The sequence below is a fragment of the Thauera mechernichensis genome (genome assembly GCF_029588855.1).
Classification (GTDB): domain Bacteria; phylum Pseudomonadota; class Gammaproteobacteria; order Burkholderiales; family Rhodocyclaceae; genus Thauera; species Thauera mechernichensis.
Window position 1 is genome coordinate 19,784 of record NZ_JARQZE010000026.1, and the last position, 15,410, is coordinate 35,193.

Consider the following 15,410-nt stretch of genomic DNA (forward strand, 5'->3'; position numbering starts at 1 on the left):
AACAGGACGCGACGGGCCAATACCTGTCCGATCAGGCCAAGGACTGTCTGCATCAACGCCACCCACGCCACTGCCTGCGCGTATCGGCCGAATCATCCGATGTGGATGTCCGCCGCCATTCACGGTGTGGCGAAAGTATAGCCACGCAGGCCCATCATGGCCGTTTCGGACAGCTTTTCGTCCGCATCGGCCAAAGCAGCCGGATACCGTCTCCTTAAGATTGAGCACGGCCAAACAGCCCCACAAGGAGAGTCCGAATGCTGAAAACCGATGGTGTGAACCGCCAGTTATTCGAAAAATTCGCAGTCAACCCGGGCGAGCGCCCACTGCTGCCGCCATTGAGCCCGAAGGCGCAGGTTGCGCTGATGTGCCGCATGCTCAGCCGCGAGGGCTGGAACGAACATATCGCCGGGCACATCACCGTGCGCCAGCCCGACGGCTCCGTGCTCACGAATCCTTGGGAGCTCGCCTGGGACGAGCTGCGCGCCAGCGACATCGTGACGATCGACGAGGACGGCAAGGTCCTCGACAGCCAGTGGAACACGACGCCGGCCATCGGCCTGCACCTGCAGCTCCACAAGCTCCGTCCCGAGATCAACGTCGTCATCCACAACCATGCTCACTGGAGCGGAATGTGGGCGAACCTGCAGCAGGTCCCCCCTGTGCATGACCAGGCTGGCGCCTACTGCGGCGTGGATCTGCCGCTGTACAACGAATATGCGGGCACCTTCGAGAAGACCGACCTGAGCCGATCGGCCGCCATGGCACTGGGCAACGCGAAGTGGGCGCTGCTCGCGAACCACGGCGCTCTGGTGGTGGGCAAGGATCTGAGGCAGGCGCATCTGAGGGTGATCACGCTCGAGTGGCGCTGCAAGCGCGCCTACGAGGTGAAGCTGGCCGGCGGTGCCCCCGCCTTGCCGGACGAAGTCGTCGAACGCCTGAGCATCACCGATGCAAACGGTTTTCCGTTCTGCTGGGAAGCCATGGCGCGCCGCGAGCTCCGCGCCGACCCCTCCATCCTTGAATGACAGCCCACCAACACCGTACACGTGAAACCATGGCACTGACGACAAGACCCCTCGACAGCGTTGGCGTAGAAGTCTCCGGCTTCGACATCAATGAACCTTTCAGCCCCGAGCTCCAGGAAGAGCTCAAATCGCTGTGGTACGAACACGGCATCCTGCTGTTCCGCGGCCAGGACATCACGCCCGACAGCCAGATCCGTTTCAGCCGAATCTTCGGCACGCTGGCGCTGCATCCGCTCAAGGCGACGCGTTCGGAGAAGCACCCCGAACTGTTCGAGCTCATCAACAACAGCGACAAGGACAAGTACGTCACCGCGAGCTACAAGGGCGAGACGATCGTCGGCCGCCTCGACTGGCATATCGACCTCCACTACACCGGCTGTCCCAATCACGGCGCCGTGCTCACCGCCGTCGAGGTCGCCAAGGAAGACGGGCTGACTGGATTCGGCGATCTCGCCAAGGCCTACGATGCACTGGACGACGACACGAAGGCCCTGCTCGCCAAGCTCGAGGTCGCCTACAGCTTCAGCATGCAGCGCCGCCATATGCGCTTCGTGGACCTCGAGGGCTACGAGCCGGGGCCGTTCAGCCCAAGGAAGCCGTCGGACATGAAGTTCCCCGACTTCCCGGACGCGGTGTACCCCGCGGTGCTCACCCATCCAGTGAGCGGCCGCAAGGTCCTGAACATCGTCGAGCAGTTCCTGGATCGCGTCATCACGCCACAGCGCTTCGGCATCTCGAACGACGAGTCCATCGAACTGCTGGAACGGCTGGTGGCGCACACGAAGAAGCCGGAGTTCCTCTACTACCACCAGTGGCGTCAGGGAGACATGGTGCTCTGGGACAACTGGCGGGCGATGCACTGTGCGACGGGCACCAAACCCGGCGTGCGCCGCGTGATCAACCGCACCACCATCGAGGGCAAGCACCAGCTGGGGCGTGCACTCACGGCAGCGTGATCCTGCTCCAGCGCGCTCGACACCGTCTGGCGCGCGCTAACGACCATCAGGGGCGGGCGGCCACCTCGCCGTCCTGCCCCGACGCCTCCTTTTCGCCCTCCTCCAGCCTGGCATCGGTCATCGCACGCGAGATGCGCACCAGCATCGGCACCAGCGATGGCGACTCCAGCAGCTCGGGGCGCTCCTCGACCAGGGTCGCCAGCAGCATGCGCATGCCCCGCACCAGCATGAACGCCGCCAGCTCGCCATCCGCCTCGCCGACCTCCTCGGCATGCACCCGCAGCAGTTGTTCCATGTTCGCGACCAGCTGCGCCGAGCTGACCTCGCCGCGCCCCAGCCCCTGTGCACGGCCGAACTGCATCTGGCGGGCGTAGCGCCGGTAGAAGTCCTTGCCCAGCCCGAGCAGACGCATCTCGGTGCGCACGGTGCGCTGGAACAAGGCCTGCAGCAACTCGTCGAGCGACTGACGATTGAGACGGAACAGCTCCGGCGAGGCGTCGATCGAGGCCTCGTCCATGATCCGCTCGCTGATCTGCATCAGGATCGCCTCCTTGTCGGGGAAGTACTGGTACACCGCCCCCACCGAAACCCCGGCCCGCGCCGCCACCTTGCGCGTCGTCACCGCATCGACGCCCTGCGTCTGCAGGATCTCGCTGGCCGCATCGATGATCGCCTCCAGGGTGAAGCTCGCGCGCGCCTGCACGGGCACATGCCTGAGCGCCGCTTCACGCCGCACCCTCTTTTGTTCGGTTTTTTGCATCGCAGCATTCCACTTTTAAAACAGTTACTTGCACACACAGCAAGCGAACTGTTCGAGTTCTTGCTCGGATTTTAAGTCAAGGCCGTCCCGCGCCATAGGATTGCATCGACAGCTCGTCCGCCCGTCGCCCACGCACGCCGCCCGAAGGATGGATCGGAAGCGCACAAGGGCACGGCCCGAGCCCCCGAACACCTGAACCGAAACAGAGGGATAGTCATGACCGACGTCTTCATTTACGACCATGTGCGCAGCCCGCGCGGCAAAGGCAAGGCCGACGGCGCGCTCGCCGAGATCACCCCGGTGCAACTGGCCGCGCAGATGCTGCAGGCCGTACGCGACCGCAACAGCCTCGACAGTACGCTGATCGAGGACGTGCTTCTCGGCTGCGTGGTGCCGGTGGGCGAACAGGGCGGCAACATCGCGCGCGTCGCTGCGCTGGTGGCCGGCTTCGACCATGGCGTGCCCGGCATGCAGATCAACCGCTACTGCGGCTCGGGCCTGGAGGCGGTGAACTTCGCCGCCGCCAAGGTGGGCTCGGGCCAGGTGGACATGGCGATCGGCGGTGGCGTGGAGAGCATGTCGCGCGTGCCGATGGGCAGCGACGGCGGCGCCATGGCGCTCGACCCGCAGGTCGCCTTCAGGATGTATTTCACCATGCAGGGGGTCAGCGCCGACCTGCTCGCCACCCTGCATGGCTTCACCCGCGAACAGTGCGACGCCTATGCGGTGGAAAGCCAGCGCCGCGCAGCGCAGGCCTGGGCCAAAGGCTGGTTCGAGCGCTCGGTGGTCGCGGTGAAGGACGTGCTCGGCCTGCCGGTGCTGGCGAAGGACGAGGCGATCCGCCCCGAGACCACGCTGGAATCGCTCGCCGCGCTCAAACCCTCCTTCCTCGAGATGGGCACCCAGTACGGCTTCGACGGCGTCGCGCTGCTCAAGTACCCGCAGTTGGAGGCCATCCACCACATGCACCACGCCGGTAACAGCTCGGGCATCGTCGATGGCGCCGCCGCCGTGCTGGTGGGCAATGCCGACGCAGGCAAGCGCGCCGGCCTCAAGCCGCGCGCGCGCATCCGCTCGGTCGCCACCGTCGGCTCGGAGCCGACCCTGATGCTCGACGCCCCGAGCTACGCCGCGCAGAAGGCGCTGAAGAAGGCCGGCATGACTGCCTCTGACATCGGCCTGTGGGAGCTCAACGAGGCTTTCTCGTCCGTCGTGCTATGCCTGATGGAGCGGCTCAACGTGCCGCACGACCGCATCAACGTCAATGGCGGCGCCATTGCCATGGGCCATCCGCTGGGCGCCACCGGCGCCATGATCCTCGGCACCCTGCTCGACGAGATGGAGCGCCGCCAGGTCGGCACCGGCCTGGTCACGCTGTGCGAGGCCGCCGGCATGGGCACGGCCACCATCATCGAGCTCGTCTGAGCGCCACCGGACCACATCAAGGAATCGACAGTCATGACTGAAGTCATCCACATCTCGGTGGACGCCGACGGCATCGCCACCCTGCTCTTCGACCGTACCGACAGCAACATGAACACCATGGACATGCAGTTCATGGACGAGATCGCCGCCGCGATCGAGCGCCTCGCCACCGACGACAGCATCAAGGGCGCCATCTTCACCTCGGGCAAACCGGTGTTCGCCGCCGGCGCCGACCTCAAGGTCATGGAAGCCAACCTGGACAAGGTGGACGACACCCCAGTGGCCGAGCGCCTGAAGATGAACGCCTCGCTGTCGAAGCTGCTGCGCCGCATGGAAACCTGCGGCAAGCCGGTGGCCTGCGCCATCAACGGCACGGCACTGGGCGGCGGCACAGAGATCGCGCTCGCCTGCCACTACCGCGTGGTGTCGGACGCCAGGGGCATCCAGCTCGGCCTGCCCGAAGTGCAGGTCGGCCTGCTGCCCGGCGGCGGCGGCACCCAGCGCGTTTCGCGCCTGGTCGGCATCCAGGCGGCGATGCCGGTGGTCATGGAAGGCCAGGCGCTGTCGGCCGAGAAGGCGCTGAAGATGGGGCTGGTGCATAAGGTCGTGCCCGCCGACCAGCTGCTCGCCGAGGCGAAGCGCTGGCTCGTCGAGGAAGGCGACCCGGTGCAGCCGTGGGACAAGAAGGGCTTCAGGATCCCCGGCGGCGCCGGCCCCTCCTCGCCCGCCGTGGCGCAGATGCTGGTGGTGAGCAACGCCATGCTGCAGGCCAAGACCTTCCACAACCTGCCCGCCCCCAAGGCCATCCTGTCCTGCCTGTACGAAGGCCCGCAGCTGCCGATGGACAAGGCGCTGGACGTCGAGGCCAAGTACTTCACCCTGCTCCAGCTCGACCCGGTGTCACGCAACATGATCCGCACGCTCTTCATCAACAAGGGCAAGGCGGACAAGCTGATGCACCGCCCCGAAGGCGTGCCGAAGACGACCTTCCGCAAGATCGGCGTGGTCGGCGCCGGCCTGATGGGCGCGGGCATCGCCTACCACTGCGCCAAGCTCGGCATCGAGACGGTGCTGATCGACCGCGACCAGGCCGCCGCCGACAAGGGCAAGGCCTACTCCAGCAAGCGCCTGGAGAAGGACATCGCCAAGGGCCGCATGACGCAGGACAAGGCCGACGCCATCCTCGCCCGCATCCACCCCACCACCGACTACGCCGGTCTGGCCGACGTGGAGCTGGTGGTGGAGGCGGTGTTCGAGGATCGCGGCATCAAGGCCGAGATCACGCGCAAGCTCGACGCCGTACTGCCGGCGCATGCGGTGATCGCCTCCAACACCTCGGCGCTGCCGATCAGCGAGCTGGCCGAGGCCGGCGCCCACCCGGAGAACTTCATCGGCATGCACTTCTTCTCGCCGGTCGAGCGCATGCCGCTGGTCGAGATCATCCGCGGCCGCAAGACCTCGCCCGAGACCCTGGCGCGCGCGCTCGACCTCGTGCAGGCGATGAAGAAGACGCCGATCGTGGTCAACGACGGCCCCGGCTTCTTCACCAGCCGCTTCATCGGTGCCTACATCAACGAGAGCCTGGCGATGGTCACCGAAGGCGTGAATCCGGCGCTGATCGAGAACGCGGCGAAGATGGCCGGCATTCCGGTCGGCCCGCTCACCGTCTCCGACGAGATCGGCCTGGACACCGCCTACCACGCCAGCCAGCAGCGCAAGAAGGACGAGGGCGACGCCTTCAAGCCGACGCCCACCTTCCGCCTGGTCGAGAAGCTGGTCGGCGAACTCGGCCGCCACGGGCGCAAGAACGGCAAGGGCTTCTTCGAGTACGCCGCGGACGGCAGCAAAAAGCTGTGGCCGGGCCTCGCCGAACTGTTCCCGCCGCTCGCCGAGCAGCCCAGCGTGGATGAGGTGAAGGCACGCATGCTCTATGCCCAGCTCGTCGATGCCGCCAAGGCGATGGCAGAGGGCGTGCTGATCGATCCCGCCGACGGCGACGTCGGCTCCATCCTCGGCGTCGGCTTCCCGGCCTACCTCGGCGGCCCGTTCTCGATGATGGACACGATCGGCATCGACAAGGTCGTCGCCGAATGCGACCGCCTCGCCGCGCGCTACGGCGCGCAGTACGCGGCGCCGCAGCTGCTGCGCGACATGGCGGCCGAGGGCAGGACCTTCTACGGCGCCCGTCGCGTCACACCGCCCGCAGCCGTGCGCTGACCCGCCCGCCTCACCGCCACGAACCCCGCCGCCACCTCCTCCGGAGCTGGCGGCGCAGTCCCAAGGAGTCTCTGCGTGAATTTCGACTTTTCCGACGACCAGCGCCTGCTGCAGGACGCAGTGCGCACCATGCTGGCCGAGACCAGCACCTCGCAAGCGGTACGCGAGGTACTGGAGGGCCGGGCCAGCCATGCCGAGGCCGTATGGCATAACCTGATCGAAATGGGCGCGGCCGCCGCCGCGATCCCCGAGCAGTACGGCGGCGCCGGGCTCGGCTACCTGGCGCTATGCCTGGTCGCCGAGGAAGCCGGCCGCCACCTCGCCGCCGTCCCCCTGGCCTCGAGCGTCTACCTCGCCGCCGAAGCGATCCAACGCGCCGGCAGCGAGGCGCAAAAGCAGCACTGGCTGCCGAAGATCGCCAGCGGCGACGTGGTCGCCACCGCCGCACTGGGCAGCCGCGAACGCTACCGCCCCGCCGCCCCGCTCGCCTTCGACGGACAAACGCTCACTGGCACCAGCCCGGCGCTGGTCGACGGCGGCATCGCCGGGCTGGCGGTGCTGCGCGTCGGCGATGAGCTGGTGCTGGTCGAGCTCGCGGGAACCGGCGTCAGCCGTAACCCGCTGCCCTCGCTCGACCCCACCCGCCCGCTCGCCGAACTCCGTTTCGATCGCACCCCGGCCGAGCGCCTGGCGGGCGCCAATGGCGCAGCCGTCGCCAGCCGCGTGCTCGACGGCGCTGCGGTGCTGCTCGCCTTCGAGCAGGTCGGCGGCGCCACCTGCATCCTCGAGGCGACACGCGACTACTCCCTGGAGCGCAAGGCCTTCGGCCGCCAGATCGGCAGCTTCCAGGCCATGAAGCACAAGATGGCCGAGATCTACACCGCCATCGAGCTGGCCCGGGTGCACGCCTACTACGGCGCCTGGGCACTGTCCTCGGACGCCCCCGAGCTGCCCAAGGCGGCCGCAGCCGCGCGCGTGGCCGCCACCCGCGCCTACACCGTCGCCGCCGAGGAAGGCATCGAGCTGCACGGCGGCATCGGCTTCACCTGGGAGATGGACTGCCACCTCCACTATCGCCGCGCCCGTCATCTCGGTCAGATCATCGGCAGCGAACACGCCTGGCGCGCACGCCTGGCCGACGAACTCATCAAGGAGGCCGCGTAAGCGGAACACGCCCACATGGACTTCAGAGACACCCCCGAAGAAGCCGCCTTCCGCGCCGAAGTGCGCGCCTGGCTGGAAGCCAACGGCCAGAAGCGAACCCGCCCCGACGAGGTCTTCGGCGAAGGCCTGGACGATGCGGCCAAGCTCGCCGCCGCCAAGGCCTGGCAGGCAAAGAAGGCCGCCGCCGGCTATGCCGCGATCACCTGGCCGAAGGCGGCCGGCGGCCGCGGCGGCACGGCCATGCAGCAGGTGATCTACCAGCAGGAAGAAGCGGCCTACCTGGTGCCGGGCATGATCTTCGAGGTCAGCATCGGCATGGGCCTGCCCACGGTGATGACCTGGGCCGCGCCCGATCTCAAGGCCCGCTTCCTGCGCCCCGGCCTCGCCGGCGAGGAGATCTGGTGCCAGCTCTTCTCCGAGCCCGGCGCCGGCTCCGACACCGGCGGCGTGCGCACGCGCGCAGTGCGCGACGGTGACGACTGGATCATCAACGGCCAGAAGGTGTGGACCTCGGGCGCGCACTTCTGCGACTACGGCATCCTGCTCACCCGCAGCGACTGGGACAAGCCCAAGCAGGAGGGCCTGACCATGTTCATCGTCGACATGAAGGCCCCCGGCGTCGAAGTGCGCCCCATCCACCAGATGTCGGGCGACGCGGAGTTCAACGAGGTCTTCTTCACCGACGTACGCATCCCCGACAGCTACCGCCTGGGCCCCGAATGCGGCGGCTGGAAGGTGATGCTGAGCACGCTGATGCAGGAGCGCCTGTCGGTCGGCGGCAACCTGCCCACCGACCTCCACGCCCACCTCGTAGCGCTGGCGCAGCAGTGCGCATGGGACGAGCGCCCGGCGATCGAGGACGACCGCGTGCGCGCCCGCATTGCCGACGCCTACCTGCAGCAGAAAGGCGTGGAGCTGGTCATCGCCCGCGGCCTCACCGCGATCTCGAAGGGCAAGGCGCCCGGCCCCGAAATGGCCATCACCAAGCTGGTCGCCGCCAAGGCGATGCAGGACATCGCCGCCTTCGCGATCGAGCTCGCCGGCCCCGAGGGGCTGCTCGGCTTCGAGGCCCTCGGCGGGGATTGGCGCTACATGCAGCGCCTGTGGCTGGGCGCGCCCGGTGCGCGCATCGCCGGCGGCACCGACGAGATCCTGAAGAACGTGATCGCAGAACGCGTGCTCGGCCTGCCCGGCGAGATCCGCAGCGACCGCAAGCTCCCGTTCCGCGACCTGGAAAGCGCCTGAAGCGCCGCACGGAGGAGACCGTACGATGGCAAGCAAACCCCTCAGCGGCGTGAAGGTGCTCGACTTCACCCAGCTCCTGCCCGGGCCGATGTGCACCCTGCACCTGGCCGACATGGGCGCCGACGTGATCAAGATCGAGCCGCCCGGCGGCGAAGCCGGGCGTGGCCCGGCCGGCACGCCGATCTCGCACTTCTTCCTGGCGGTGAACCGCAACAAGCGCTCGCTGGCGATCAACCTGCGCGCCGACGGCGCGCGCGAGATCATCCATTCGTTGGCCAAGGACGCCGACGTCGTGGTCGAGGGCTTCCGCCCCGGCGTGATGCGCCGGCTCGGCATCGGCTATGACGACCTCAAGGCGATCAACCCGAGGCTGGTGTACTGCGCGATCAGCGGCTACGGCCAGGACGGCCCGCTCGCCGAGCTCGGCGGCCACGACATTAACTACCAGAGCTACGCCGGCATCCTGGAACAGAGCGCCGCACCGAGCGGCAAGCCGCATCCGGGCAACTTCCCGATCGCCGACCTTGCCGGCGGCGCGCTGTCGGCGGCGATGGCAGTCCTCGCCGCCCTCTTCGACGCCCAGCGCAGCGGCCAGGGCCGCTTCATCGACGTGTCGATGACCGACTGCGCGATGGCGCTCAACGTCCAGCCGCTGGCCAGCCTGCACACCTGGAAGCAGCCGGTTCCCGCCGGCCACGACACCTTGTCCGGCGGCCTGCCCTGCTACGGCACCTACGAGACCGCCGATGGCCGTCATCTCGCGGTCGGCGCGCTCGAACCGAAATTCTGGCAGGCCTTCTGCGCCGCCGCCGGTTGCCCGGAGCTGAGCAAGAGCGGCTGGGCGGCAGGCAAATCCGGCGCAGCGGTGAAAACCCAGGTCGCACAGATCATCAAGGCGCGCACCCTGGCGGAATGGACCGCAGCGCTGGCCGGCGTGGACGCCTGCGTGAGCCCGGTGCTGCGCATCGACGAGGTGCTCGCCCACCCCCTCACCGCCGCGCGCGCCATGACGGTGGACACGCCGCTGCCCGACGGCGGCAGCGCACCCTACTTCGCCTTCCCGGTGAAGATGAGCGATTACGCCTTCTCGCTCGACCGCCCGCCGCCCGCGGTCGGCGAACACAACGAGACGGTGCTGCGCGAGCTCGGTCACGGCGAGGACGCCATCGCGGCGCTCAGGGCCGCCGGCGCGATCTGAACCCGCCGCCGTCCCGCGCATGGTCATGCCAGTCGGGACGATCACACGACAACCACACGACGGAGACATCATGAATCCACGCAGCTTCAGCCTCGCGGACCTGTTCGCGATCACCGCCGAGACCGTACCCGAGCGCGACGCGCTCATCATCGGCGACAACCGCCACAGCTACCGCGAGATGGCCGAACGCGTTGACCAGCTCGCCGCCTGGCTGCACGCCCAGGGCATCGGCCAGGGCGACGTCGTCGGCCTGCAGATGTACAACTCGCCGGAGTACCTCGAGGCCTTCCTCGCCGCCTGCCGTGTGCGCGCAGTACCGGCCAACATCAACTACCGCTACGTCGCCGACGAGCTGCGCTACATCTACGACAACGCCGGCATCAAGGCCTTGTTCTACAGCGCCGAGCTCGAACCCGCCGTGACCGAGGTGCTCGACGCCGCACCGGGCCTGACCGTGAAGGTGCGCACCGGCGGCGGCACGCCGGCGCTCGCCGGCGCCGTCGCCTACGAGAACGCGCTGCTCGAAGACACCCGCGCCTTGCAGGGCATCCGCTGCAGCGACGACGACCTCTCGCTGCTCTACACCGGCGGCACCACCGGCAAGCCCAAGGGCGTGATGTGGCCGCACAAGGATCTCTTCTTCGGCAGCCTGGGTGGCGGCGGCTTCTACGCCCCCGCCGACGGCCCGGTCAAGACCCCCGAAGAGCTCGCCGACCGCATCCGCAAGGCGCATCCGATGCGCTTCATGCCGGTCGCCCCGCTGATGCACGGCGCTGCGCACTGGGCAACCATGGTGTCACTGTTCGCCGGCCATACCGTGGTGCTCAACGACCAGCACCACTTCAATGCAGAGCACGTGCTCGACATCGCCGCAACACAAAAGCTCAACGGCATCACCCTCGTCGGCGACGCCATGGCGCTGCCCATCCTCGACGCCCTCAAGGCCCACCCCGGGCGCTGGGACCTGTCCACCCTGTTCCTGTTCGGCAACGGCGGCGCCGTAATGTCGGCCCACATCAAGGAGGCGCTCAAGCCCTTCCTGCCCGCCAACGTGTACTTCAGCGACGGCATCGGCTCGTCCGAGGGCGGCCAGCTCGGCATGGGCGCCAAGCCGATCGAGGGCGGCATGATCAAGATCGCCGCCCGCCCCGACCTCAAGGTCGTCGTCGACGGCAAGCGCATCGCCGCTACGGGCGAGTCCGGCATCCTCGCCCGCAGCGGCTACCTACCCCTGGGCTACTACCGCGACCCGGTCAAGACTGCCGAGACCTTCGTCACCATCGACGGCACCCGCTACGCGATCACCGGCGACGCCGCCAAGCTCGCCGACGACGGTGCGATCATCGTCTTCGGGCGCGGCAACAACTGCATCAACACCGGCGGCGAGAAAGTCTTTCCGGAGGAGGTGGAGGAGACGCTGCGCATGAGCCCGCAGATCCTCGACGCCGTCGTCGTCGGCCTGCCCGACCCGCGCTGGGGCCAGAAGGTGACCGCGGTGGTGTCGGTGCGGCCCGGAATGTCGCTCGACCTGGATGCGCTGAAGGTCCTGTGCCACGCCCACCTGGCCGGCTACAAGGTGCCCAAGGAGATCGTGACCGTGCCCGAGGTGATGCGCTCGGCCGCAGGCAAGGCGAACTACGTCTGGGCCAAGGAAGTCGCCCAGCGCGCGCTCGACACCCCCGCCACCGCCTGACGCCGTACTCCCGGCAGGCAGCGCGCGGGCCTGCCGGGAGATTGCTTCAGCGAAAGCGTCAGGGCCCTGCATCCAGCGGGAATGTCGCGCTGGCCGTGCGGTACGCGCCAGACCTCTGCCAGACACCGGGGCGCCATCGGAGCCTTCATCTACATGGGATTTCAATCCCGTAGGCGACTGAACACGTAGTCGTGGTCCTTCTGCGGCTCATGGCAAGCGAAGCAGGCGCTGGCTGCATTGCCCCCCACGACCCGATTTGCTCGGTCGCCACCGCCAAAACCCTCGAACCCCCAACCGCCTGTCGCCGCATAGTTCCTCGCGTCCCGGTGCATCACACCGACGACCTTTCGCGTCCCCTCCGTGACGGCATTGTCGGCTGGTATCGCTTCCAGAAGATCGAACACGATGACGGCACCATCCGGGAACGTCCCGGACTGGTAGCCGGCCACGGCTTTCGGGTTCGCGTAAATGTGATGGATGCCGCCGAAGGCCTCATAGAGCGGATGGCCTTCGTCGATGACCATCGTCTTGACGTGATGCCAGCCGCGATACTCCTCCGGGTATGGCACGAGCGGTTCGGCCGAGATAGCCGGCAGAACGAGCGCCATCGAAGATAGAAAGCTCAGGATGCGTTTCATCTTGAATACCTCCTATTTCAGATCGGCCAGCGCAGCGCCAAAGTTGATGTGGAACGGCTGCCCATCGATGACCAGCGCGGGCACCGACACCACGCCGTAGCGCTCGGCCTGAGCAATACGATTCTTCTGCTTGCCCAGATCAACGACCTCTACCGCGTATCGCGCCGGATCGAGCGCCTGAATGAAGTGCTGCTCGGCGGATACACACACTGGACAACCAGCATGGAAGAACACGGCTTCGCTCATGATTGACTCCTCAGGGCTATCGGTCACATGCATCGAGGCGATGCATAATGCAGATTAGAGTGACCACATCCTGCTTGTCAAGAAATGCGTCGAGGCGATACATTACAAGCATGAATCAGACCTCTCTCCTGCTCGAGCGCCTGGGGGCACTCGTGCAGCAGTCCGTCCGCGACGAAGCGACGCGCCACGGCCTGCTGCCGATCCACATTCAGGTCTTGCACTACCTCAGGCTGGCCAACCGCTACAGCGACCTGCCCATCGCCATTGCGGAGTATTTCGGCATCACCCGCGGGACGGTCTCGCAGACGCTCGCGGTGCTTGAACGCAAGGGATTGCTGACCAAGGAGCCGGACGCGCGACACGGCAAGCGCGTGCACCTGAAATTGACCCCCGCAAGCGAGTCTGTCTTGAGGGATAGTTGGGTAGAGCGTGTGGAGCAGTTGCTCTGCGAACGAACGGGTGAGGCCGATGCACTCGAGAGCACGCTGCGCAAACTGCTTTCAGCCATGCAGCGCGTGAATGGACAGCGTGCCTTCGGCCTATGCCATCAATGCGCTCACTTTCTGAAAGAGGAAGGTGGCGCACGCTGCGGACTCACTCGCGAGCCGCTCGCCACCGAGCAGACCATTCGCATCTGTCGTGAATGGACAGCAGCAACACCGAAGTGCGTTTGATTACATGGCTGTCCCAGCTCAACAGCTACCCTAAGATCTCGCGCAGCAGGTTTCCAATTGCTCAGCCGCCAATGGTGATGAACAGGTCATCTGTCCCTTGTGGGTCGGGTTGCGACCGACACCTCACCCGACTCGTCGGAGGAAAGCCGCCGTTTGAGGTTCGCTTCCCGCAAACTGCCGCTCGCCAACGAGTCCTGCGGACCTGGGCTGTCATTGCTTTCCGGTTAGATTGCTATAGATCTTGTGAGCAATTTCTACCCTTTCGGCATTGGGGTAGTTCTTATTGGCCAGCAACACAACCCCAAAGCGCTCTTCAGGCACAAACGCAACGTAAGCACCGAAGCCGTTGGTGGCACCAGTCTTGTTAACCCACACATTGCTGTCAGGTGTGGCTGCAGGAACCTTGGCGCTTACTGGGGTCGGATTCAGGATAATCTTGGGAGCATTGCCTTCTTGCAGCGTAGGCAAGTCAACAGGCATTGCATATTCCTCCCAGATGAGGCCTTGAGTCATCTGGCCTACGCTGAAATAGCGCTTGCGGGTATTGTTTAAAGCCGCTTGCAGCATGCTATCCAAGGGCAACATGCCCATGTTGGCCTTCAAAAAGGCACTCAGGTCGGAAGCCGTGGTTTTGATGCCGTAGGCTTCACTGTCCAACATACCTGGATTGACACGCACAGGCTTCTTATCCTTGTTGTAGCCCCAAGCGTAGCTGGACATCTTCTGTGCAGGGACGCTCAGATAAGTGCTCGTGAGACCAAGGGGCTGGAAAATGGCTTGAGTCATGGCGGTGCTGAAATCTTGACCCAGACTTTTCGCCGTGATCCACCCTAGAGCACCGATGCTCGGGTTTGCATAAGTACGCATCGTGCCGGCTCTGAATGCAGGCTTCCAGGTGCGGAAGTATTCCAGAAGCTGCTCCCGAGTTTGGACCTCATCAGGCACCTGCAGAGGAATGCCGCCAAGGGTGTGCGTTCCAAGATGGAAAAGCTGCAAGTTGCCGAAGTCCGTGCCAGCCAACTCCGGTAAGTATCTTGCTGCGGTATCGGTCAGCTTCAGCTTCCCAGTGGCTTCTGCGTGCATCGCCAGTGTGGCTGTGAAGGTCTTGCTGATAGAGCCAATCTCAAAAATCGTCTCGTCAGTTACTGGTGTTTGTTTCTCAACATCTGACACGCCATAGTTAAAGACATACGTCTTCTCCCCCAAGACCAATGCCACCGCCATACCAGGAATCTGGTTCTTTTCCATGGCAGGCAGCACGACTGCAGAGATGGCTTTCATTGCTTCAGCACGGGAAATCTCAGCAGCATTGACAGCCGAGCCAAGACCAAAGACAGCGGCTGTCAGAAGGACAGTAAACAGACGGTTTTTCAATTTTTACCTTACGATTGAAGGAGGAAAGCCAACGCTGGCAGTTGCGATGCAATTGAGTGCTGTAGCGCTACGAGCTAGGGATTCTAAAGAATCTGATAGCAAATTGGCTCGGCATCGCGGAGCGATGAGTGACTGCTTCTGGCCGGGCTGAGACCTTCACCAGTGATGCGACCCGGCCCACCACCCCCGAGCGTCTCGACCCGATCCAAAGCCGCCAGAGAGCTTTTCTTAGAGCTGTCGTTTAATCGGGATAGGAAGAAGCCTCGCGGCCCCTCCCTCCCACACCACCGGACGTACGGGTCACGTATCCGGCGGTTCGATAAATTAAATTCCTACCGTGGCGCAAGGCTGGGTAGTCCCATGGTTTCGAAGAAGCGCAATGGTAGCGCAATCGCTAATGCCGGTGTCTTTGACAGCCGCCATGGACCATGCGCCGACTTGCTGGTGTTCCACGCTTCGCGCACCGATACCCCGCGCTTGCGCAGTTGCCGATAGCCGGACGATCCCCATTGTTTCCAGAGATAGCAGCGCAACTTGCGTCGTACCCATTTGTCGATCTCGCGCAGAGGACTCAGCACCTCGGCGATGCCGAAGTACGCTTTCCAACCAAGCAGGGTTTCTCTTAGCTCTGCAACGAGTGCGCCAATACTGGTGCCTCGTGTACGTGTCACTGACCGCCACAATAGAGCCACCGATGATCGGCATATAGAAGCCACTCGAACCGGGCTCTGACGGACGTCGTTGGGGGGTCAAGAATCGATGTTTTTCGGGGTGCTGGCAAGGGCGTTTTTC

General features: G+C 65.5%; 14 protein-coding genes. 9 read left to right on the forward strand and 5 right to left on the reverse strand.

Translation table 11 applies throughout. The features are described from left to right. The first annotated feature begins 257 nt into the window (after window positions 1–257). Window positions 258–1,028 carry a class II aldolase/adducin family protein gene (locus tag P7F68_RS18995; RefSeq protein ID WP_277835484.1) on the forward strand — a complete coding sequence of 257 codons (771 nt, stop codon included), beginning with the start codon at window positions 258–260 and terminating at the stop codon, window positions 1,026–1,028. Window positions 1,029–1,057: 29 nt separating this feature from the next. Then, window positions 1,058–1,984, forward strand: coding sequence for a TauD/TfdA dioxygenase family protein (locus P7F68_RS19000; RefSeq protein WP_277835486.1), 927 nt, complete (start codon window positions 1,058–1,060; stop codon window positions 1,982–1,984). A gap of 46 nt (window positions 1,985–2,030) precedes the next feature. On the opposite strand, the gene P7F68_RS19005 is transcribed toward P7F68_RS19000, so the two are convergent. Further along, the gene (locus P7F68_RS19005; protein WP_277835488.1) at window positions 2,031–2,744 is read right to left on the reverse strand and encodes a TetR/AcrR family transcriptional regulator; all 714 of its coding nucleotides are present in this window, start codon (window positions 2,742–2,744) and stop codon (window positions 2,031–2,033) included. A gap of 216 nt (window positions 2,745–2,960) precedes the next feature. On the opposite strand from P7F68_RS19005, the gene P7F68_RS19010 reads away from it, so the two are divergent. The 6 genes from P7F68_RS19010 to P7F68_RS19035 all read left to right on the forward strand — a co-directional run bounded on the left by P7F68_RS19010 (window position 2,961) and on the right by P7F68_RS19035 (window position 11,686). After that, window positions 2,961–4,169: an acetyl-CoA C-acetyltransferase gene (locus tag P7F68_RS19010; protein ID WP_277835490.1), complete on the forward strand. Its 1,209-nt coding sequence runs from the start codon at window positions 2,961–2,963 to the stop codon at window positions 4,167–4,169. Between the two features lie 33 nt (window positions 4,170–4,202). Further along, on the forward strand, window positions 4,203–6,386 hold the full coding sequence (locus P7F68_RS19015; RefSeq protein ID WP_277835491.1) for a 3-hydroxyacyl-CoA dehydrogenase NAD-binding domain-containing protein: 2,184 nt from the start codon (window positions 4,203–4,205) through the stop codon (window positions 6,384–6,386). Window positions 6,387–6,461: 75 nt separating this feature from the next. After that, window positions 6,462–7,550 (forward strand): acyl-CoA dehydrogenase family protein, encoded by a 1,089-nt coding sequence (locus P7F68_RS19020; RefSeq protein ID WP_002939049.1) that lies wholly within the window; start codon window positions 6,462–6,464, stop codon window positions 7,548–7,550. Window positions 7,551–7,565: 15 nt separating this feature from the next. After that, on the forward strand, window positions 7,566–8,795 hold the full coding sequence (locus P7F68_RS19025) for an acyl-CoA dehydrogenase family protein (RefSeq protein ID WP_277835492.1): 1,230 nt from the start codon (window positions 7,566–7,568) through the stop codon (window positions 8,793–8,795). A 25-nt stretch (window positions 8,796–8,820) separates the two neighbouring features. After that, complete coding sequence (locus tag P7F68_RS19030) at window positions 8,821–9,993, forward strand: CaiB/BaiF CoA transferase family protein (RefSeq protein WP_002939051.1); 1,173 nt, start codon at window positions 8,821–8,823, stop codon at window positions 9,991–9,993. 70 nt (window positions 9,994–10,063) lie between these two features. Beyond that, window positions 10,064–11,686: an AMP-binding protein gene (locus tag P7F68_RS19035; RefSeq protein ID WP_002939054.1), complete on the forward strand. Its 1,623-nt coding sequence runs from the start codon at window positions 10,064–10,066 to the stop codon at window positions 11,684–11,686. Window positions 11,687–11,847: 161 nt separating this feature from the next. Here P7F68_RS19035 and P7F68_RS19040 read toward each other — a convergent pair whose 3' ends face one another. After that, complete coding sequence (locus P7F68_RS19040; RefSeq protein ID WP_002939055.1) at window positions 11,848–12,324, reverse strand: cytochrome P460 family protein; 477 nt, start codon at window positions 12,322–12,324, stop codon at window positions 11,848–11,850. A gap of 12 nt (window positions 12,325–12,336) precedes the next feature. Then, a complete protein-coding gene (locus P7F68_RS19045) occupies window positions 12,337–12,570 on the reverse strand; it encodes a thioredoxin family protein (RefSeq protein WP_002939057.1) in 234 nt (77 codons plus the stop codon). A gap of 110 nt (window positions 12,571–12,680) precedes the next feature. Here P7F68_RS19045 and P7F68_RS19050 point away from each other — a divergent pair, with 110 nt between their 5' ends. Further along, complete coding sequence (locus tag P7F68_RS19050; RefSeq protein ID WP_002939059.1) at window positions 12,681–13,244, forward strand: MarR family winged helix-turn-helix transcriptional regulator; 564 nt, start codon at window positions 12,681–12,683, stop codon at window positions 13,242–13,244. Between the two features lie 210 nt (window positions 13,245–13,454). Here P7F68_RS19050 and ampC read toward each other — a convergent pair whose 3' ends face one another. Both ampC and P7F68_RS19060 read right to left on the reverse strand, forming a co-directional pair. Beyond that, window positions 13,455–14,618, reverse strand: a complete 1,164-nt coding sequence (ampC, locus tag P7F68_RS19055; RefSeq protein ID WP_037982619.1) for a class C beta-lactamase — start codon at window positions 14,616–14,618, stop codon at window positions 13,455–13,457. A 332-nt stretch (window positions 14,619–14,950) separates the two neighbouring features. After that, a complete protein-coding gene (locus P7F68_RS19060; protein WP_277835496.1) occupies window positions 14,951–15,289 on the reverse strand; it encodes a group II intron maturase-specific domain-containing protein in 339 nt (112 codons plus the stop codon). Between the last annotated feature and the right edge of the window lie 121 nt (window positions 15,290–15,410).